20 protein-coding genes are annotated in these 19,868 nt (G+C 70.7%); 7 read left to right on the top strand and 13 right to left on the bottom strand.

What is annotated here, in order from left to right; translation table 11 throughout:
* Positions 1-105: 105 nt before the first annotated feature.
* Together ACFVZW_RS23350 and ACFVZW_RS23345 are read right to left on the bottom strand one after the other, a co-directional pair.
* Positions 106-678, bottom strand: coding sequence for a TIGR03086 family metal-binding protein (locus ACFVZW_RS23350; RefSeq protein ID WP_384524347.1), 573 nt, complete (start codon positions 676-678; stop codon positions 106-108).
* A gap of 61 nt (positions 679-739) precedes the next feature.
* Positions 740-1,363: a DsbA family protein gene (locus ACFVZW_RS23345; protein ID WP_384524344.1), complete on the bottom strand. Its 624-nt coding sequence runs from the start codon at positions 1,361-1,363 to the stop codon at positions 740-742.
* A gap of 103 nt (positions 1,364-1,466) precedes the next feature.
* Between ACFVZW_RS23345 and ACFVZW_RS23340 the strand changes: the two genes are divergently transcribed.
* The 4 genes from ACFVZW_RS23340 (at position 1,467) to ACFVZW_RS23325 (ending at position 4,023) form a co-directional block, all read left to right on the top strand.
* The gene (locus ACFVZW_RS23340) at positions 1,467-2,339 is read left to right on the top strand and encodes an aldo/keto reductase (RefSeq protein WP_384524341.1); all 873 of its coding nucleotides are present in this window, start codon (positions 1,467-1,469) and stop codon (positions 2,337-2,339) included.
* 66 nt (positions 2,340-2,405) lie between these two features.
* Complete coding sequence (locus ACFVZW_RS23335; RefSeq protein WP_329114377.1) at positions 2,406-2,615, top strand: helix-turn-helix domain-containing protein; 210 nt, start codon at positions 2,406-2,408, stop codon at positions 2,613-2,615.
* Positions 2,615-3,154, top strand: coding sequence for a Clp protease N-terminal domain-containing protein (locus ACFVZW_RS23330; protein ID WP_384524338.1), 540 nt, complete (start codon positions 2,615-2,617; stop codon positions 3,152-3,154). Before ACFVZW_RS23335 ends, ACFVZW_RS23330 begins: the two co-directional genes overlap by 1 nt.
* A 146-nt stretch (positions 3,155-3,300) precedes the next feature.
* Positions 3,301-4,023 (top strand): hypothetical protein, encoded by a 723-nt coding sequence (locus ACFVZW_RS23325; protein ID WP_384524335.1) that lies wholly within the window; start codon positions 3,301-3,303, stop codon positions 4,021-4,023.
* Between the two features lie 6 nt (positions 4,024-4,029).
* Here the strand turns inward: ACFVZW_RS23325 and ACFVZW_RS23320 are convergent, their stop codons facing one another.
* The 7 genes from ACFVZW_RS23320 to ACFVZW_RS23290 all read right to left on the bottom strand — a co-directional run bounded on the left by ACFVZW_RS23320 (position 4,030) and on the right by ACFVZW_RS23290 (position 11,070).
* Complete coding sequence (locus ACFVZW_RS23320; protein WP_384524332.1) at positions 4,030-4,638, bottom strand: GNAT family N-acetyltransferase; 609 nt, start codon at positions 4,636-4,638, stop codon at positions 4,030-4,032.
* A 56-nt stretch (positions 4,639-4,694) separates the two neighbouring features.
* Positions 4,695-5,240, bottom strand: coding sequence for a DUF1697 domain-containing protein (locus tag ACFVZW_RS23315; RefSeq protein ID WP_384524329.1), 546 nt, complete (start codon positions 5,238-5,240; stop codon positions 4,695-4,697).
* 72 nt (positions 5,241-5,312) lie between these two features.
* Positions 5,313-6,515 (bottom strand): S8 family serine peptidase, encoded by a 1,203-nt coding sequence (locus ACFVZW_RS23310; RefSeq protein WP_384524326.1) that lies wholly within the window; start codon positions 6,513-6,515, stop codon positions 5,313-5,315.
* Between the two features lie 224 nt (positions 6,516-6,739).
* A complete protein-coding gene (mgt, locus tag ACFVZW_RS23305; protein ID WP_384524323.1) occupies positions 6,740-7,936 on the bottom strand; it encodes a macrolide-inactivating glycosyltransferase in 1,197 nt (398 codons plus the stop codon).
* Positions 7,937-8,006: 70 nt separating this feature from the next.
* Positions 8,007-9,302, bottom strand: coding sequence for an ABC transporter substrate-binding protein (locus ACFVZW_RS23300; protein ID WP_384524320.1), 1,296 nt, complete (start codon positions 9,300-9,302; stop codon positions 8,007-8,009).
* Positions 9,302-10,144, bottom strand: a complete 843-nt coding sequence (locus tag ACFVZW_RS23295; protein ID WP_384524317.1) for a carbohydrate ABC transporter permease — start codon at positions 10,142-10,144, stop codon at positions 9,302-9,304. Before ACFVZW_RS23295 ends, ACFVZW_RS23300 begins: the two co-directional genes overlap by 1 nt.
* Positions 10,141-11,070 (bottom strand): carbohydrate ABC transporter permease, encoded by a 930-nt coding sequence (locus ACFVZW_RS23290; RefSeq protein WP_384524359.1) that lies wholly within the window; start codon positions 11,068-11,070, stop codon positions 10,141-10,143. The genes ACFVZW_RS23295 and ACFVZW_RS23290 overlap by 4 nt, the downstream gene beginning before the upstream one ends.
* Before the next feature lie 144 nt (positions 11,071-11,214).
* Between ACFVZW_RS23290 and ACFVZW_RS23285 the strand changes: the two genes are divergently transcribed.
* Together ACFVZW_RS23285 and ACFVZW_RS23280 are read left to right on the top strand one after the other, a co-directional pair.
* Complete coding sequence (locus tag ACFVZW_RS23285; protein WP_384524314.1) at positions 11,215-12,144, top strand: phosphotransferase enzyme family protein; 930 nt, start codon at positions 11,215-11,217, stop codon at positions 12,142-12,144.
* A gap of 52 nt (positions 12,145-12,196) precedes the next feature.
* Positions 12,197-13,027 (top strand): alpha/beta fold hydrolase, encoded by an 831-nt coding sequence (locus ACFVZW_RS23280; RefSeq protein ID WP_384524311.1) that lies wholly within the window; start codon positions 12,197-12,199, stop codon positions 13,025-13,027.
* 73 nt (positions 13,028-13,100) lie between these two features.
* Here the strand turns inward: ACFVZW_RS23280 and ACFVZW_RS23275 are convergent, their stop codons facing one another.
* The 4 genes from ACFVZW_RS23275 to ACFVZW_RS23260 form a co-directional block, all read right to left on the bottom strand.
* Complete coding sequence (locus ACFVZW_RS23275; RefSeq protein WP_384524308.1) at positions 13,101-13,823, bottom strand: 3'-5' exonuclease; 723 nt, start codon at positions 13,821-13,823, stop codon at positions 13,101-13,103.
* Positions 13,824-13,910: 87 nt separating this feature from the next.
* Positions 13,911-15,161, bottom strand: coding sequence for an SAV2148 family HEPN domain-containing protein (locus tag ACFVZW_RS23270; RefSeq protein WP_384524305.1), 1,251 nt, complete (start codon positions 15,159-15,161; stop codon positions 13,911-13,913).
* A gap of 109 nt (positions 15,162-15,270) precedes the next feature.
* Entirely contained in the window at positions 15,271-16,572 is a 1,302-nt protein-coding gene (locus ACFVZW_RS23265) for a copper amine oxidase (protein WP_384524302.1), read from the bottom strand.
* Between the two features lie 59 nt (positions 16,573-16,631).
* Positions 16,632-17,459 (bottom strand): Tat pathway signal sequence domain protein, encoded by an 828-nt coding sequence (locus tag ACFVZW_RS23260; RefSeq protein ID WP_384524300.1) that lies wholly within the window; start codon positions 17,457-17,459, stop codon positions 16,632-16,634.
* A gap of 136 nt (positions 17,460-17,595) precedes the next feature.
* Here ACFVZW_RS23260 and glgX point away from each other — a divergent pair, with 136 nt between their 5' ends.
* Positions 17,596-19,716 carry a glycogen debranching protein GlgX gene (gene glgX, locus ACFVZW_RS23255; RefSeq protein WP_384524297.1) on the top strand — a complete coding sequence of 707 codons (2,121 nt, stop codon included), beginning with the start codon at positions 17,596-17,598 and terminating at the stop codon, positions 19,714-19,716.
* Positions 19,717-19,868: the final 152 nt, after the last annotated feature.

Below are 19,868 nucleotides of genomic sequence, written 5' to 3'. Positions count from 1 at the left end.
GGCGTTGGCGACCGACGACAACGCGGCTGGGGGTACCCCCTGCTCGAAGAGCTTGGGGGAGCGGTGCCAGACGCCGCGAGCCCGGCCTGATCGACAAGACACCCGCTAGCCCCTGGGGTCGCGGCCGCTCGTCGCGAGGGCGCGGGCGAAGGCGGGGGCGTCGTCCTGCGCCTCGAAGGGCTCGGCGAAGCCGTCGTACTGGCGGTAGGTCTCGGCGTGTTCCTCGACGACCCCGAGCAGGAACCGCCCCGTCGCCTCCGGGACGGTGAAGTCCTGGCCTGTGGAGCGGGCCAGGTCCCAGCCGTGCAGGGCGAGTTCCTTGACGAGCAGCGAGGCGATGACCGTCGCCGGCATGGTCACGTAGCCGGTGTCCACCTCGCCGTCCCAGACGTCCGGCTTCTCCCAGGCCGCGAGCGCGCGGTCGAGCTGGGACGCGTACCGCTCCGCCCAGTCGGCGTCGGCCGTGAAGTCCCGCTGGACGATCTCCTCGGGGAGCTGTTCGCGCCGGGCGCGATGCTCCAGGCCGTGGCCGGTGTAGAGGACGAGGTGGTTGACGAGCTCACGGACGGTCCAGTCGGCGCAGACGGACGGCTGGGCGAGCCGGTCGGCGGTGACTCCGCGGGCGACCCGGGCGGCCTCGGCGGCGGCGACGGTGAGATGTGTGTGGATGTCGTTCATGCCGCCGAGGCTAGGACGGGCCGCTGCCGCCGCTCTTGAAGAATCGCGACAGCGGGCGCTCTCAGCTGAAGTCGAGCCCGCCCGTCCGGGTCCGCTTGAGTTCGAAGAGGTCGGAGTGGCCGGCGAGCACCCGGAAGCTGTCGAAGAGCTCGGCCGCCTTCGGGCCGCGCGGGATGGCCCGCAGGACCGGCCCGAACCAGACCGTGCCGTCGACATGGATCGTCGGCGTGCCGACGTAGCCGTCGGCCTCCGGGTCCTTGCCGGCGTCGTGGCTGCGGCGGACCACCTCGTCGTACGAGTCGTCGTGCGCGGCCTCGGCGAGCTCGGCCGGCAGTCCGACCTCCGCCAGGGACTCGGCGATCACCGCGTCGAAGTCCTTCTGCTTCTCCTGGTGGATGCGGGTGCCGTACGCGGTGTAGAGGGGGCGCAGAACCTCGTCCCCGTGCTTCTCGGCCGCCGCGGCCGCCACCCGCACCGGGCCGATCGACTTGTCGACGAGCTCCCGGTACCACTCGGGCAGCTCGTTGCCGACGTTGTGGAAGTACAGGCTCATCACCCGGAAGCGCAGCTCGATGTCACGGTGCTCTTCGACCTCCAGCATCCAGCGGGAGGAGATCCAGGCGAAGGGGCACGCGGGGTCGAAGTAGAAGTCGACGACGGTCCTGGGCTGCGTTTCGGTGGTCATGGCAGGAGCCTAGCCAGCAGGCGGCCGCCGGTGGCGGTCCATTCTCGACTCCGTCAACTGGGCCACTTCCGGTGGCCGTCCATGATTGCCGTAGCGTCCACCCATGGTCTTGGAAACGTACATGCTGGGCGGCGATCTCCCCGTACGGCGACTCGGTTACGGCACGGCGCAGCTCACCGGAGCCGGCTACTGGGGACCGCGCGGCGAGCGGGCGGATGCGGTCGCCGTCCTGCGGCGGGCCGTGGAGCGCGGCGTCACGCTGATCGACACCGCCGACAACTACGGCCCCGGTATCGCCGAGGAGCTGGTCGCGGAGGCGCTGCATCCCTACCGGGACGAGCTCGTCGTCGCGACCAAGGGCGGGGTCGTACGGACCGGCGACAGCGCCTGGCACATCGAGGGGCGGCCGGAGCGGCTGCGGGCGATGTGCGAGGCGAGCCTGCGGCGGCTTCGGACGGACCGCATCGACCTCTACCAGCTGCACCGGCTCGATCCGCGGGTGCCGATGGTGGAGCAGCTCGGCGTGCTCGACGAGCTGCGCGCGGCGGGGAAGATCCGGCACGTCGGCCTGGACTCCGTGACCGCGGAGCAGCTGACGCAGGCGCTGACGCTGACGTCCTCGATCGTCTCGGTGCAGAACCGCTTCAACCTCCTCGACCGGGAGTCGGCGGCGGTGCTGAAGGTGTGCGAGGCGCACGGTCTGGCGTTCCTGCCGTGGTTCCCGCTGGCCAACGGCGTGCTGACCGGTGAGGCCGCGGCCGCGCTGGACACGGTGGCGGGGCGGCTCGGGGCGAGCCGGGGGCAGATCGTGCTGGCCTGGCTGCTGGCCTGGCTGCTGCACCACTCGCCCGTACTGTTGCCGACGCCCGGCACCGGCTCGCTCGCGCATCTGGAGGAGAACCTGGACGCCGCCGCGCTCCGTCTCGACGCGTCCGACACCTCCCTCCTGGACGCGCTCGCCGACAGCCCCGCCTAGCGAAGCCAGGTTCCCCACCTGTCAACCGCGGTTGACACGAACGGGCTGTCAACGTAAGTTGACAGCATGACCGATGCAACCGATCTCGCCGAGCGGGCGGGTGATCGCGACCCCCGGGTCGGGCTCCGCGCCGTCTCCGCACTGAGGCGGCTCCTCGAACAGCTGGAGGCCGTTCAGGTACGCAGCGCCCGCGCCCAGGGCTGGTCGTGGCAGGAGATCGCCGCGGAGCTGGGCGTGAGCCGTCAGGCCGTCCACAAGAAGCACGGGAGGCATTGATGTTCGAGCGCTTCACGAAGGGGGCCCGGGCGGTGGTGAAGGGGGCGGTGATCCAGGCCGAGCGCCAGGGCGCCCCCGTGGTCACCGAGGAGCATCTGCTCCTCGCACTCCTCGACGCGGAAGGGACCAAGGCGTCCTTCGTCCTGCGGGCCCTGGGAGTGACGGACCGGCGGGAGTCGCTGGAGGCGGCGCTCGCGGACGCCCGCCGACGGGGCGGGCTGTCCAAGGCGGACACGGACGCGCTGGCGGGGCTCGGGATCGATGTGACCGAGATCGTCGCCCGGGTCGAGGAGGCGCACGGCCCGGGCGCGCTCGCCGACGACCGTGACGAGCGGGTCCGTCGCTCCGGGCACCGGCCCTTCACCGGCGAGGCGAAGGGTGTACTGGAGCGGTCCCTGCGCGTCTGCCTCGGCCGCCGAGAGAAGGCGATCGGTGACGAGCACCTGCTCCTCGCCCTCACGGCCCGCCCCGGTGTCGTCGCCGAGACCCTGGCGGACCACGGCGTCACCTACGCCACGGTGGAACGGGCCCTCGGCTAGGAAGGCAGCCCCGTCCGGCGATCTTTGAGAAGCTGGACGAGGGCCACCCCCAGCTGAAAGCCTCTCCGCACCAGGCCGAGGCCGACGAGGAGGACACCATCGACACCGCCGAAGAGGGCCAGCACCCGCTGGACTCCGCCAGCGTCATGAACGCGAAGAAGACCCTCCTTGAACTCCTCGGCCGCGCGGGCGTGTTCCACGTCGACGCCGAGGAGCTGATCGCGCTCGTCGAGGCCGGGGCGATCTCGGAGGCGCACGGCGAGATCGGCAAGATGGTGGGTATCCCGCCGGAAGGCGGCGAGCCATACGCCTCCGGCTGGCTCGCCGGCGCCCGGGCCGTCGACGGCGAACTCGTCAACCTCGCCGAGCGGGCCCTGCGGCGCGCCATCGGCCCGGCGATGACCGACCACCCCCTGCGCGGGAGTGGCCGGGAAGACGCCACGCGCGTCCGCACCCCGGTCGGGATGGTGGACGTGGAGCGGGCGAAGGTCGCCGTGACACCGCTCTACCTCGCCTTCAGTCACGCCTCGGATCTCGACCCCGAGGTGTCGGACGAGGTCCTCACCGCGGTCCTCGGCACGATGGGCGTCGTCGAACGGGTCGGGTACGCGGGGCGACTGGAGGAGTTCGCCGAGACCCATCGGAGCCGACTGGCCCAGGTGTACGCGCTGTACGGGCCCGGCAGCCGCATCGCCGTCCACGGCCGCTACTCCCTCATCCACTCCCCCACCAGCGTCGCCGTCCTCGAACGCCTCACCGCCACTCCGTCCGCGCTGCGGACGGAGTGGGAGGACGCCGAGCTGCCCCCGGCGTGGCTGGAGGGTCTGGCGATCGCCTGGCGCGCCGCGGACGACGCTCCGCCGGCCTGACGTTCGTTACGAAGCCTCGGGGCCGCGCGGTTCGCGCCACATCCCCCACAGCACCGGCCCGCCGCCCGGCAGCCGCAGCTCCTCACGCACGGTGAAGCCGAAGTGCTCGTAGACGGGAATGTTCGACGGCTTGGAGGATTCCAGATACGTGGGCAGACCCGCCGCGTCGGCCTTGGCGAGGCCCGAGCGGAGCAGGGCGGACCCGTGCCCCTGCCCCTGGACGGCCGGGTCGGCGCCGATCAGCGCCAGGGACCAGTGCGGCTCCTGGGGCGTGTGCGCGGCGGCCGTCTCCACGGCGTCCCTGAACAGCGAGGCCCGGTCGCCGAGGATGTCCTGGAGTTCCCGGATGGTCTCCGCGTCGGGAACGGCCTTGGCCTGAGCCTCCGGCGGCGCCCAGAACGCGGCGGCCGCCTCGGTGCGCTCGCACACCCCGTGACGGACGTACTGCCGTGTGAAGATCGTGGTGAAGTAGCGGCCCAACTGTGCCTGGCGCGAGGCGTCGTCGGGGAAGAACCAGCGCATCATCGGGTCGTCGTCGAAGGCGCGGGTCAGGGTGCGGCCGATCGGCGCAGCATCGTCGATCGTTGCCGTTTTCGGTATGTTCGTCATCGACATACGGGTCATTCTGCACCCGGATGATCTTGAACGAAGAGGCGGGGTCCCCCTCTGCGCTACGAGCGGGTCATCTCCACCAGCTTGACCACGGTGTTCCAGTTGCGCGAGGTGGCCACGATCCCCTTGAAGAGGGCGGGACGGGAGAGCGCCTCGCCGAGCTTGGACCGGCCGAGACCGTCGGGTGCGTAGAGGTAGAGCGCGCGGTCGCCGAGCCGGAACTCCTCCGGCAGGAAGGCCGACTGGTCGATGGCGGCGAAGCGCTCGGGGTCGACCCGCTCGGAGAGATACGTGACGTGGAGCTGCTTGCCCTCCAGCTCGGCGGCGGGGAAAGGGCAGTCGTCGGCGACGGCGGCGAGGTACTCCGCGTCGCGGACGAGGCAGTCGACGCGGAAGCCGAAGCGCTTCTCGATGGCGTCCTCGATGCCGGCGGCGAGTCCCCGCTCGTCGGCGTCGGTGGTGAAGACGGCGTTCCCGCTCTGGAGATAGGTCCTGACGTCGCGGTGGCCGAGGCCGTCGAGGAGGGAACGGAGCTCCGCCATGGGCACCTTGCGGTGTCCGCCCACATTGATTCCGCGCAGCAGAACGGCGTACGTCTTCGTCATGGTCACACGATAGGCGGCCGCCGTGCCCCGTGGGGGAGGGCACGGCGGCCGCCGGTCATCGGGCCGGGGCCGCTACTCGACGATCTTGAGCAGCTTGTTGGCGGTGCCCTCGGAGGGGTTGGAGATCTTGTCGGGCGTCGCTCCGGCGACCAGGGCCTCGGCGACCTGGTCCGGGGTGGCGTCCGGGTGTCCCGCGAGGTAGACGGCGGCCGCGCCGACCACGTGCGGGGTCGCCATGGACGTACCGGAGATGGTCTTGGTGCCGGTGTCGCTGTCGTTCCAGGCCGAGGTGATCTCCGAGCCGGGGGCGTAGAGGTCCACCACGGAGCCGAAGTTGGAGAAGCTGGACTGCTGGTCGTCCTCGGTGGACGAGGCGACGGTGATCGCCTCCTGGACACGGGAGGGGGAGCCCTGGCCCGCGTCGGAGGACTCGTTGCCCGCGGCGACGCCGAAGGTGACGCCGGCGGCGATGGCCTTCTTGACGGCGTCGTCGAGGGCGGGGTCGGCGCCTCCACCGAGGCTCATGTTGGCGACGGACGGGCCCTGGTGGTTCTTGGTGACCCAGTCGATGCCGGCGACGACCTGCTCGGTGGTGCCGGAGCCGTTGTCGTCGAGGACGCGGACGGCGACGATCTTCGCCTTCTTGGCGACACCGTGGGCGGTGCCCGCGATGGTGCCGGCGACGTGCGTGCCGTGGCCGTTGCCGTCCTGGGCGGTGTTGTCGTTGTCGATGGCGTCGAAGCCGTCGACGGCACGGCCGCCGAAGTCCTCGTGGCTGACGCGGACTCCGGTGTCGATGACGTACGCGGTGACGCCTTCGCCGCCCTTGTCGGGGTAGGTGTACTTCTTGTCCCCGGCGGTCTCGGCCTGGTCGACCCGGTCCAGACCCCAGGAGGGCGGGTCCGTCTGGGTGGCGTTGATGGAGAACTTCTTGTTCTGGACGACCTTGGCGACGGCCGGGTCGGCGGCGAGGCGCTTGGCCTCGGTCTCCGAAAGCCCGTTGACCGAGAAGCCGTTGACCGCGGAGTCGTAGCTGCGGCGCAGGGTGCCGCCGTACTCCTTCGCGAGCTCGCCCTTGTCGGCCTTCTCGTCCAGCAGAACGACGTAGCTACCCGCGACGGCGCCTTCCGCGCCGAGGCCGTAGACAGTTCCGAGGGCGGGCGTGGGGGCCGCGCCGGCGAACTGGGTGGTGAAGACGGTGACTCCGGCCGCGGCCGCGATCGCGGTCGAGACGGCGATGAGCTTCGTCCGGCGGACACGCTTGTGTATTGCCATGAAGAGGGGTCTCCTCGTCAGGATTTGTGGGGGGATGAGCCACTGGAAGGAAACTCTCCGGTAGCTGCCTCGAAACCCTTGCTCATTGACGAGTGCAAATCAAGACCTTCGTACACCTGTGACTTACTCAACAAGCTTTCGTAATAATAAATCGGTCAACTCGCCCCAACTCGACGCACGCGGAGGGCCCCCGGTCACCCGGGGGCCCGCAATTGCGTAACGGCCTAGGACAGTTCGGCTTCGATCAGGTCCGCCGCCCGGCGCGCTCCGCCCTCGCTCGCCATCCGCTCCTGGACCTCCTTGGCGCGGAGGGTCACTTCGGGGTCGTCGACGAGGGCGAGGACGGCCTCGCGCAGACGTTCGGGGGTCACCTCCCCCATCGGCAGATGCCGGGCCACGCCGAGGGACTGGAGCATGTCCGCGTTGCCGAACTGGTCGGTGGCCAGCGGAACCGCGACCATCGGGGTGGCGGTGGCCAGCCCCTCCTGACTGCCGCCGGCCCCGGCGTGGGTGATGAAGGCGTCCGCCTGCTTCAGGATCGCCAACTGGGGTACCCAGGAGTGCACTTCGACGTTGGCGGGGAGTTCCCCCAGCTCCGCCGGGTCGACGAACGCGCCGATCTGGAGCACGACGTGCCAGCCGGGCAGGCCACCGAACGCGGCCACGCACGCCCGGTAGAAGTCCGGCTGCTTGGTGAAGGCCGAACCCAGGGAGACCAGGAGCACCTTCTCCGCGCCCGCCGGCCGGTTCCACTCCCCCTGGTCGGCCCGGTCACCCTGACAGGCGCCGACGAAGGTGAAGACGGCGTCGTCGACCCGGTCGGCATGCGGCTGGAGGGCGCGCGGGATGAGCACGATCGCCCGGCGGGGGCGGGCGATGAGCCGGTCGGGGTGGGTGTCGACGCCGTGCTCGGTGAGCCAGTTCTCGAAGCGGGCGTAGTACGCCTTGCCCCGCTCGGAGGCCTTGAGCTCGGCGAACATGGGCTCGGCGACCTCCTCCTCGTACCCCTCCCACGGGACGAGATTCGGCCAGAGTCCCACGGCGGGCACATCCCACCGGTGTGCGAGGACCGGAGCCGGGTAGGCGGTGATGTCGTGGAGGACGAGATCCGGACGGTCGCCGTCGAAGGCCGCGGCGAGTTGGGGCAGCGCCTGGATCGCGTCCCGGAGGAAGGGTTCGATGTTGTCGATGAGTTCGGTGCCCCAGGCGTCCGGGTCGTCGTCGGTCGGAAGCGTGGAGGTGTACACGACCGGCGTGGCGCCGGTCGCGGCGACCTTCTCGGCGAAGGAGGCGGGGATGGCGTAACTGACGCGGTGCCCGCGGGCGACGAGCTCGCGGATCACTTCGAGGCTCGGGTTCACATGGCCGTGGGCGGCGATGGAGAACATGGCAATGTGGGCGGGGCGCGGAGTGGCGGTCATGGCTTCACGGTAAGCGAGACGAGACGTCTCGTACAATCAGATGACCATGCGTCGCCGCGCGGAGTGCGGCTCAGCGACGCTGATAGCGGGCGAGGACCAGGTTCCCGTCCTCCACCAGACGCTTGCGCAGCTCCTCGGTGTCGATCGCCCCGCTGTAGTACTCCTGGTACGCCGGGGTGGCCACCTTGTCCTTCCATTCCGGGTAGCCGCGCACCGATTGCGCAGGCGCGGGTTGCAAATGTTCGGCCACGGCGGCTCCGGTCGCCCAGCCGTCCTTCGCGGTGCGCAGGGAGGGGTCCGCGAGCGCGGCCGTGCCGGTCGGCAGCATCCAGTCGCCGCGAGCCAGACGGACCATGTTCTCCGGCTGGAGGAAGAAGTCGAGGAAGCGCGCCGCCTCCTGCTTGTACGGGCTGTCCTCGGCGATCGAGAGCGTCTGCGGGCTGACGCCCTGCGCGAGCCCGTCCTTCCCGGCGGGCGCCGGCAGCACGATCCACTCGAAGCCCTCGGGTGCCTGCTGGGTGATCTGCTGGCGGTACGAGAAGCCGAGCGGGACCATCGCGTACTTGCCGCCGAAGAAGCCCGGCAGGGCGTCGGAGCCGCCGGTGCCGAGGGTGGAGCGCGAGGCGCTGAGGTCGGTGTTCACCTGGTCGTGGATGGTGCCGGGAACGACGCCGTCCTCCTCGGTGAAGCCGATGGTCACCCTTCCGTCGGATTCCCGGTGGAAGAGCTCCCCGCCCGCCGAGAGCCCCAGGTTGAGGCTGACGGAGACCGGTTCCTTGAGGGGCCAGGCGACCGCGTACCTCCCCTTGCCCATCGTGGCCGTCAGTTCCCTGGTGATCTGCCGGAACTCCTCCCAGCTCCAGGGCTTGTCCGGGGTCGGGATCCGGACGCCGGTGGACTCCAGGATCTTCTTGTTCGCCATGATCACGCGGGGTTCCTGGAGGAAGGGAACGCCGTAGACCCCCTCGCCGAAGGTCGTGGTCTGCCAGCTCCGCGCCGGGATGTCGGCCTTGAGCCGCTCGGGCAGGAGCGTGCGGAGGTCGGCGAGGTAGCCGCCGTAGGCGAAGTCGGCCAGGTCGTCGGAGGCGTCGTGGATGATGTCGGGCGCCTCGCCGCCCTCGAAGGAGGTGAGGAGCTGGTCGTGGACGGAGTCCCAGCTGCCCTGGACATAGTCGACCTGGACGTCGGGATGGGCCGCGTTCCACTCCTTCACCAGTTCCTTGTTGGCGTCGACGGACTCCTTCTGCCAGGCCAGCGACTGGAAGCGGAGCCGGATCGGGCCGCCGTCGGAGTCGCCCCCGCCGGAGCACCCGGTGAGCAGCAGCGCCAACGCGGCCGCGGCTGCCGTGAACACCCGTACGCGCATCAGGACTTCACCGCCCCGGTCAGCATCCCGCCCGTGATGCGCTTCTGGATGATCGCGAAGATGACGAGCGAGGGGATCGTGGCGAGGAACGCGGCCGCGGCGAGCGGTCCGAGATCGGCGACGCCCTCCGCGCCGAGGAAGTGGGTGAGGACGACCGGCAAGGTCTGCTTCTCCGGGGTCTTGAGCAGGACGAGCGCGAAGAAGAACTCGTTCCATGCGGTGATGAAGGCGAAGAGCGCGGTGGCGACGATGCCGGGGGCGAGCAGCGGGGCGGTGACCGAGACGAGGGTGCGGAGCTTCCCCGCCCCGTCGACGGCCGCGGCCTCCTCCAGTTCGGCCGGGACGGCCCGTACGTACCCGACGAGCATCCACAGCGCGAACGGCAGCGACCAGACGACGTACACCATGACCAGGCCGAAGAGGCTGTTGATCAGGTGCAGGTTCTTCAGGACCAGGAAGAGCGGGATGATCACCAGCACGAACGGGAAGGCCTGGCTGATCACGACCCAGCCGGTGGCGGCGGTGGAGAGCCGGCCACGGTGGCGGGCCATCACATAGGCCATGGGTGTGGCGATGACGACGGCGATCAGTGCCGCGGAGAGGGCGGCGATCAGGCTGTTGCCCGCGGCCTGCAGCAGTGGCTGCTCCTCGAACGCCTGCCGGAAGTTGGCGAGGGTCGGGTCCTTCGGGATCCAGGTCGGGTGCAGCGAGCCCAGTTCCGTCGCCGGCTTGAAGGCGGTGGAGATCAGCCAGAGGAACGGGAAGGCGAGGAAGACCAGATACGCGAGGAGCGCGAGGTACTGGCCGAACCGCGCGGGCCTGCTGGTGCGGAGCGCGCTCACCGGTCCTGGTCTCCCTTCAGCCGTCCGACGAGATAGAGGGCGAGGAGCACGGAGATGACGGCGACCATCACACAGCCCATCGCGGCGGCGTAGCCGAACTGCCCGTAGCGGAACGCTTCTTCGTAGGCGAAGAGCATGGGAAGCCGGGTGCGTCCGCCGGGTCCGCCGTTGGTCAGGACGTAGACCAGGGCGAAGGAGTTGAAGTTCCAGATGAAGTTCAGGGCCGTGATGGCGAGGGCGACCGGCTTGAGCGCGGGCCAGGTGACGGTACGGAAGCGGCGCCAGGCGCCCGCGCCGTCGAGGGCGGCCGCCTCGTGGAGTTCGTGCGGGGTGTTCTGCAGACCGGCGAGCAGGGCGACCGTGGTCTGCGGCATCCCGGCCCAGATGCCGACGAGGATCACGGCCGGCAGGGCGGTGGCGAGCCCGGTGAGCCACTCCTGGCCGTCGCCGAGGCCGAGATCGCGGATGGTCTCGTTGAGGATGCCCGCGTCGGGGTTGTAGACGAGCCGCCACATGATGCCGACGACGACCTCCGGCATGGCCCAGGGGATGATCGCGAGCGCCCTGGCCAGCCAGCGGAAGCGCAGGTTCTGGTTGAGCAGGAGCGCGAGGCCGAGGGCGAGCAGGAACTGCGGGAGGGTGACACCGACGGCCCACAGCAGGCCGATCCGGAACGAGTCCCAGAAGAGCGTGTCGTGCAGCAGGTCCTGGAAGTTGAGCGTGCCGACCCACTGGGTGGCCTGGGTACGGCCTGACTGGGCGTCGGTGAAGGCGAGGGCGATGCCGTAGAGCAGCGGGCCGACGCTGAGGATCAGGGTGGGGATCAGCGCGGGCAGCACCAGGAACCAGGCGCTGTGGTCCCGCCCCTGACCGGGTCTCCCGCCGGTGGTCTTCGGACCGCCGGACCGCTTCGTCGCGGTCGCCAGCACACTCACAGATTCGACCCCTTATGCGCCTTTTGACACGCCGTCTCGGCCTTCGTCATGGTCCTGACAGGCCGTCGGTTCGTCAAGGCCACCTGCATGGATGCGAGACTTTGGCTGATTCGCACAGGCAGGTGGGAGAGAGCGATGGACGAGGCGCGGGCACGGGACATCCTGGCCGCCGCGGGGCTGCCGACGGGCGGCGAGGCGGGCCGCGCGGCACGCGGCACGACGGACGGCGGCGAGGCGGACGGCGTCGCCGTGCGCGAGCCGGAGGCGGCGCTGCTGGCACTCGGAGAGAACGCGGTCTTCGCCGTGGGCGATCTCGTGGTGAAGATCGGCCGGGAGGCGGAGCTGCTCCCCCGGGCCGAGCGGGAGCTGGCGCTCGCGGCCTGGCTGGAGGAGGCGGACATCCCGGCCGTGCGGGCGGCGGAGCCCAAGCCGCGCCTGGTGGAGGGCCACCCGGTCACCCTCTGGCACCGGCTGCCGGACGCCGTGCGTCCGGCCGAGCCGCGCGATCTGGCGCCGCTGCTGCGACGGATCCACGCCCTGCCCGAGCCCGCCGGCTTCACGCTTCCGCGCCGGGAACTGCTCGGCGGGGTCGAGCGGTGGCTGCGGCTGGCCGGAGACGCGATCGACCCGGCCGACGCGGCCTTCCTGCGCGAGCGGCGGGACTCCTTCGCCCCGGCGGCGGCCGCCCTCACCCCGCACCTCGCCCCCGGTCCGATCCACGGTGACGCACTGCCCCGCAACGTCCACGTCGGCCCCGAGGGGCCTGTCCTGGTCGACCTGGAGACCTTCTCCTCCGATCTGCGCGAGCACGACCTGGTGGTGCTCGCCCTCTCCCGGGACCGGTACGGACTCGACCCGGCCGCGTACGACGCGTTCACCGAGGCGTACGGCTGGGACGTACGGGAGTGGGACGGTTGCGCGGTGCTGCGCGGGGCCCGGGAGACGGCCAGCTGCGCCTGGGTGGCCCAGCACGCTCCGACGAACCCCCAGGCGCTGGCCGAATTCGAGCGCCGCGTGGCCTCCCTGCGGGAAGGTGACCCTGAGGTGCGGTGGTACCCCTTCTGACGGCAAGGCGGGGCACGCCGCTCGAATTCCCACTCACGATCGGGGTGTTGTGATGCGTGTGGAACTGTCCGAGGTGACGCTCGACGTCGAGGTGAGCGGCCAGGGTCCGGCCGTCCTGCTGGTGCACGGCTTTCCCGACAGCCACCATCTCTGGCGCCATCAGGTGCCGGCCCTGACCGCGGCCGGGTACACCTGCGTCGCTCCGACCCTGCGCGGCTTCGGCGCCTCGGGCCGGCCGGAGGGCGGCGTGGAGGCGTACCACCCGGGCAGGCACATCGGCGACCTGCTCGAACTCCTCGCCCGGCTGGAGATCGACCGGGTCCATCTGGTCGGGCACGACTGGGGCTCGGGCGTGGTGCAGGGTCTCGCCCAGGGCGCGCCCGAGCGGGTCGCGAGTCTGAGCATCCTGTCGGTCGGTCACGTGGCGTCCGTCCTCGGCGCGGGCTCCGAGCAGAAGCAGCGGTCCTGGTACATGCTTCTGTTCCAGTTCCCGGGGCTCGCCGAGGAGTGGCTCGCCCGGGACGACTTCGCCAACCTCCGGGAGATGCTGGGCGAGCACCCCGACGCGGAGGCGATCATCGACCCGCTGCGGGCGCCCGGCGCGCTGACTGCCGCGCTGAACATCTACCGGGCGGGTCTCCCCGCCGAGGTCCAGTTCGGCCCGGCCCTGCCTCTGCCGCCGCTGCCCGGCCCCGTGATGGGTGTGTGGTCCCCCGGCGACCGCTTCATGACCGAGCAGTCCATGTCCGGCACCGGCAAGCACGTGGACGGCACCTGGCGCTACGAGCGCGTCGAGAACGCGGGTCACTGGCTCCAGCTGGACCAGCCGGAACGGATCAACGCGCTGCTCCTGGACTTCCTGGCGGAGAACCCGATCGGCTGACCGCAGCCGTTCGGACGCCGGACGGACGCCGGTCGGAGCGTCGTCCTCGGAGAGTCGTCCGGCCGGGCGGTCGTCAGCCGGCGACCGTGGCCGGCTCGCGCAGCGGCCAGGTCGGGTCGACGACCGCCTCCGGGCTGCCCTTGCGGCGCAGGAAGTCCTGGAAGTCCTCCGCCCAGACGCGGTACCAGCCGATCTGACGCTCATGGAGCTCCGCCGGAGTCAGCTCGGCCACCGACCGGTGCCGCTCGGCTATCGCGACCGCCACCCGCACGGCGGCCAGCGCGTCGGCCGCCGCCTGGTGGGCCGCCTCGAGGACGACGCCGTACTCCGCGCAGACCGCCTCCAGGGTCCGCTTCCCGCGGCGGTAGCGGTCGACGGCCCGGTCGATGGTGTACGGGTCGACGACCGGGCCTATCGGTGCGCCGCCCAGCCGCTCACTCAGCGAGGGGAGCCCATGGCGCCGCAGCTCGGCGGAGAGCAGTGTCAGGTCGAAGGACGCGTTGTACGCCACGACCGGGACGCCCCGCGACCAGTACCCCGTCAGGGTCTCGGCGATCTCGTCGGCCACCTCGCGCACCGGCCGCCCCTCGGCGGCCGCCCGCTCGCTGCTGATGCCGTGGATCGCGGACGCCTGTGCCGGGATACGGATCCCCGGGTCGGCGAGCCAGTCCCGCTGCCTCGCGACGCGTCCGCCGTGGACGCCGACGATCGAGGCCGTCACGATCCGCGCCTCCAGCGGTTCGGTGCCGGTCGTCTCCAGGTCGAATCCGACCAGCTCTTCCCCGTGCCAAGCCATCGGGCCTCCTTACGTGATCTCCCCCGTGGTGCTGAACACCCTCGCACGAGCCACTGACAACGGCCCTCGGGCAACGGGCGCCCGGTCTCAGGAGACCGGCCGGGAGTCGAGCCAGACCGACTCGAACTCCTCCCGGTATGTAGCGAAAAGTCCGTAATCACCATCGCGTGGCTGCTGCCCCGAGCGCACCACGTTCCGGCCACCCCCGCGCAGTACGAGGACCGGCGCCTCCATCCCCCGCGCCTTCCGCAGATACGACTGGACGACGCCGACGCCGTCCGGCCCGTCCCCGTCCACCAGGTAGGCGGTGAAGCGAGGCGTCTCGTCGAAGACATGGATCTGGAAGGCGCCCGGATCGCGCAGCCTGGAGCGCACCCGCCGCATATGGAGGATGTTCATCTCCACCGAGCGGCTCAGCTCGCCCTTCTTCAGGCCCAGTTCGCGCTCGCGCCGCTTCACGGCGCTGCTCGCCGGGTTCAGGAACAGCAGCCGTATCCGGCAGCCCGACTCGGCCAGCCGCACGAGCCGCCGCCCGGAGAAGTTCTGCACCAGCAGATTCAGGCCTATGCCGGTGGCGTCGAGGCGCCGCGCCCCGCCGAAGAGGTCCTCGGCCGGCAGCTGCCGCTGCAGTCGCACCCGGTCGGGGTGGACGGAGACCACGTCCGCGTACCGGTCCCCCACCAGGTCCTCGACGGCGTCGACCGGCAGCCGGTCGGCGGACGGCACCGCCGCCCCGCTGCCGAGGATCTCCAGGAGCCGGGCCGAGGCACGCTCGGACTGGGCGAGCACGGTGAGCGAGAGGGCCCTGTTGCGGGAGACGACGTTGCGCGTCACCTCCAGCTCGTCCAGGGCGAGCTCGACCTCCCGCCGGTCGTCGAAGTACGGCTCGAAGCAGGGCCAGTGCTGCACCATCAGCTCCCGCAGCTGCGGGAGCGTGAGGAAGCTCAGCACGTTGTCGTCGGCCGGGTCGAGGAGATAGCCCTTGCGCCGCGAGACCTCGCGGACGGCGACGGCGCGCTGCACCCACTCCTGTCCCGCCGGGCCTGCCGCGGCCACCACCCAGTCCTCACCGTGCACCGGTTCGTACACCGGCCGCAGCACGGCGGCCACCACGGCCCGCAGCCGCTGCTCGACGAGATTCAGCCAGATGTAGGCCCTGCCCGCCCGCTGGGCACGGGTGCGCACCTCGCTCCAGGCTTCGGCGCCCCAGTCGAGCTCCGCCCCGATCTCCATCGGCCTGGCGACGGAGACCGCTCCTGGCGGGACTTCCACGGGGTCGGGGGAGCCCCCCTCGTGACCCGCGTCACCTGGGGGCAGCTCCAGACCTCCCGAGCTCACCCGCGCACCGCCTTCTACTTCTGGACGCCCGTTCCGACCGTCTGTCGACGATCAAGGAAGGGTACTCCGCGAGCGGGAGGCGGTGCAGCAGGATCGGCAGGCTGCTTGCTCAACTCCCCTGATTCGGAGCGCCGTTCTGGTCGGCGAGATCGGCCGGAGTGAGCGGATTCATAGCGGTAACGTCCCTGGGTGCGAGCTGGAAGCCCTGCCAGTGGACCGGCATCGGCTGCTGGTCCTCGTCCCGGGCGATGTGGTGGAACCCGATGTTGACCCAGACGGCGGGGTCGGTCAGCGTCTCGCCGTTGACCCACCTGTCCACGCTGTCGGGCGCGTTCGGCCCGCAGTCGAGGATGTTGTTGCTGGCGAACTGCTCACAGGCACGGGTCTGGGTGAAGTAGATGTCGTGCTTGGTGAAGCCGCGCCCGGCGTGGGTGTTGGAGGGGCCGGGCACGATCTCGTACGACCGGGCGTGGCCGTCCTTGTTCTTGCCGGTGGCGCTGACCACCCGCCACCAGCGCATGTTCTTCGCGTCGCCCGCGAGCTCCTTCGTCACCGGGGTGCGCGTGGTCTTCACCGTCGGCCCTCCGCCACCGGGCGCCGGGGCCGTGACCTTGGAGTCGTACTGCTCGATCCGGTCCCTGACGCTGCCGTCGAGACCGAAGTCGAGCCTCCAGAAGACGTTGTGGGCATGGCTGGTGGCGTAGGAGCGGGCGCCGGGGCCGATGGGCCAGCCGCGGCCGTCGGTCGCGTTGTAGTCGCCCGGCGCAAGGCTGCCGGTGGCGCCGACGTTGGCGGCGATCGTGCCGTCGGAGGAGAACCGCCACTCGGTGATGTACTCGTACCAGGCCACCTTGTTGACGGTGTAGACGAGCAGGTCCTTGCCCTGGGCCTGCCAGACCTTCGTGCCCTCGTCGTTGGCCATCCGGTAGGCGTGGCCGCGTGCCCGGGTGGTGGTGCACAGGCCGTTGACGTTGCCGGCCTCCGGCACCTTCACGGCGGTGATCGTGCCGCCGGGGCACTCGGCCGGCTTCAGGTTCTGCAGCCCCCAGCCGAAGCCGGCGCCGGTGAGGTCGTCGTACTCGGCGTTGCCGTCGTCGTAGGGGACGTGGATCTGCGCGAGCTTGGCGCTGTTCAGGACGCGGATCGGGGCGGCCGCGCTCTTGGGCTGGTAGGTGACCTTGTCCAGGACGAGCCCGGAGTCGGTGTCGTAGCGCCAGCACATGCGCCAGGTGGTGCCGCCGTCGAGGGTCTGCTCGACCCGGTAGGCGGCGGAGCAGTCGGGGCGGGGCGGTGCGGGTGCCGCCGTGGCGGAGCTCACCGGGCCCGCGGCCGCCGTGGCGGTGCCGAGGAGCGCGGCGGAGGCGAGGACGGCGCCCTGCTTGCGGGCGCGCGAGAGGAACGGGTGGGGCATGGGTCGAGAACTCCCTCGTTGGGGGTACCCCCGGCCGAAGGCTGGGGGAGCGTCGGTGGTCAGCCGACGCGCGTGACGGTCCTGGCGCTGAGATCGACGATGAGGTTCCGGGTGTCGATCCACGAGCCGTTGAGGATCTTGGTGACGAGCCGGACGCAGCGGTGCTCGCCACACGCGGCGAGCGGGGCGGGCACCTTCGCCTCGCGGTAGGTGCGGTAGACGTCGCCGTTGAACCAGAGCTGGCCGGTCGAGGTCAGCGCCTTGCCGGTGGCGTCCTTGTAGTCCTCGCGGACCCCCTTGCCGAGCGGACTGGCCAGGATCAGCTCCAGGGCCTCGCGCAGCTCCTCGGGGTGCGCCGAGGGCTGCACCCCGCGCTGCACGCCGGCCTGCTCGACCTTTCCCGTCTCGAGATTGACGGTCCGGGTGATCAGCTCGTTCCGTCCGTAGTCGTAGAAGCGGACCTCGGCGCGGCGCGGCGAGCCGGGTTTGTCGATCTCCTCGGGCAGCGGATCGGCCAGCTCGGTGGCCAGGTGCTGTGGCCCCCTGCCCCCTTCGACGTCGCGCTGCGCGGAGGCGGCCGGCGGGATCAGCGCCAGGGCCTCGGCCCGCTTGAGCTCGTCGTCGGTGAGCGGGTCGGTGCCGACTCCCTTCGCCCCCTCGGGCGGTGCGGTGGCCAGGGTCGCGGGCTCCGGCGGCGTACCGGCGGCGTCCGCCGATCCCGGCGGTGCGGACGCGGCGGTACGGCCCCCGGCGAGGTCGTTCCCGCGCGTGCCCTCGGCCCCCGCGCTCCCCGGCAGGGTGATCCCGACCATGACGGCGGTCCCCGTCACCGCCATGGCCGCGCCCGCCACCACTTTCCCCAGATGGCGGCGCACTATTTCGTACACACTTCCCCCTCTGTATCCCCCTTGTGACTGGTCACCCGGTAGGACGGGCCGAAGTCCTAGGAGGTTGCCCCCTTTTCGGGCAGGATCTGGCCGGAGTGCACCCCAACACCCGGATCAGAATGGAAGAGTCTTATCTATGCAGGTCTGGCCGGGACAGGCGTATCCCCTGGGCGCCACCTACGACGGCGCTGGAACCAATTTCGCGGTCTTCTCCGAGGCCGCCCACAGAATCGAGCTGTGTCTGCTCCACGACGACGGCTCGGAGACGGCGGTGGAGCTGCGTGAGACGGACGCCTTCGTCCGGCACGCCTATCTGCCGGGAGTGATGCCGGGTCAGCGGTACGGGTTCCGGGTCCACGGCCCGTACGCGCCGGAGCTCGGGCAGCGCTGCAACTCGGCGAAGCTGCTCCTGGACCCCTATGCCCGTGCGGTCTCGGGCTCGGTCGACTGGGGCGAGGCGGTGTACGGCTACCACTTCGGGCGGCCGGACTCGCGCAACGACCTGGACTCGGCGCCGCACACGATGACCTCGGTCGTGGTCAATCCGTACTTCGACTGGGGCGACGACCGGCGCCCGCGCACCGACTACCACCGTACGGTGATCTACGAGGCCCATGTGAAGGGCCTGACGATGCTCCACCCGGAGCTGCCGGAGGAGCTGCGCGGGACGTACGCGGGGCTCGCTCATCCGGCGGTCATCGGCCACCTCAAGGAACTGGGTGTCACGGCACTGGAGTTGATGCCGGTGCACCAGTTCGTCAACGACCACCGGCTGGTGGACGCGGGCCTCTCGAACTACTGGGGCTACAACACCATCGGCTTCTTCGCCCCGCACAACGCCTACGCCTCCTGGGGCGACCGGGGCCAGCAGGTGCTGGAGTTCAAGTCGGCGGTCCGGGCCCTGCACCAGGCGGGGATCGAGGTCATCCTCGACGTGGTCTACAACCACACGGCCGAGGGCAACCACCTCGGCCCGACGCTCTCCTTCCGGGGCCTGGACAACCCCTCGTACTACCGGCTGGCGAACGACCGCCGGTACTACACGGACACCACCGGCACCGGGAACTCGCTGCTCATGCGGTCCCCGCACGTGCTTCAGCTGATCATGGACAGCCTGCGGTACTGGGTGACCGAGATGCACGTCGACGGCTTCCGCTTCGACCTGGCGGCGACGCTCGCCCGGCAGTTCCACGAGGTGGACCGGCTGTCCTCGTTCTTCGACCTGGTGCAGCAGGACCCGGTGGTCAGCCAGGTGAAGCTGATCGCCGAGCCGTGGGACGTGGGCGAAGGCGGCTACCAGGTGGGCAACTTCCCGCCGTTGTGGACCGAGTGGAACGGCAAGTACCGGGACTGCGTACGGGACTTGTGGCGCGGAGAGCCCCGGACACTCGCGGAGTTCGCGTCCCGGCTGACCGGCTCGTCCGACCTCTACCAGGACGACGGGCGGCGGCCGCTCGCCTCGGTCAACTTCGTCACCTGCCACGACGGCTTCACGCTGCGCGACCTCGTCTCGTACAACCAGAAGCACAACGAGGCGAACGGGGAGGGCAATCGGGACGGCGAGGGCTACAACCGGTCGTGGAACTGCGGCGCCGAGGGCGAGACGGACGACATCGGCACCATCGAGCTGCGCAACCGGCAGATGCGGAACTTCATCGCGACACTGATGCTGTCGCAGGGCGTGCCGATGCTCAGCCACGGCGACGAGTTCGGGCGGACGCAGGGCGGCAACAACAACGCGTACTGCCAGGACAACGAGGTGTCCTGGGTGCGCTGGCCGGAGCCGGGCGCCTCGGAGGAGGGCACCCTGCTGGAGTTCACCCGTGCGATGGCCCGGCTGCGACGGGACCATCCGGTCTTCCGGCGCCGCCGGTTCTTCCACGGGCGGCCGGTGGAGGGCACGCACGACGAGCTCACGGACATCGCCTGGTTCACCCCGGAGGGCGAGGAGATGACCGCGCGGGACTGGCAGGCGGCACACGCCCAGGCGCTGTCGGTCTTCCTGAACGGCAACGCGATCTCGGAGCCGGGGACGCAGGGGGAACGGATCGCTGACGACTCGTTCCTGTTGATGTTCAACGCGTCGTCGCAGGAGCTGGAGTTCGAGGTCCCGGTCAACCACGGTCAGACGTGGCGGGTGGTGGTGGACACCTCGCACCCGGAGGGCATCCCACCCCAGGAGGGCCCGAAAGTGGCGGCGGGCGAGCGCGTGACGCTGGCGCCGCTGAGCCTGACGGTCTTGAAACGCCCGGCGTAGGGGGCTCGGGGGGCGCCGCCGTCAGGGGGTGGAAATCAGGTCCGGAGACGTGGGGGGGGGGGGGCCCCCCCCCCCCCCCCCCCCCCCAGCAGGAAAAAAAAAAAAACAACACCCCCCCACCCCAAAAAAAACCTAAAAACAAGAGGGGGAGG

This window comes from Streptomyces sp. NPDC059567, from assembly GCF_042735655.1.
Classification (GTDB): Bacteria; Actinomycetota; Actinomycetes; order Streptomycetales; family Streptomycetaceae; genus Streptomyces.
Note: the sequence above shows the minus strand (reverse complement) of the source record. Positions and strands in the feature narration are given on the sequence as shown.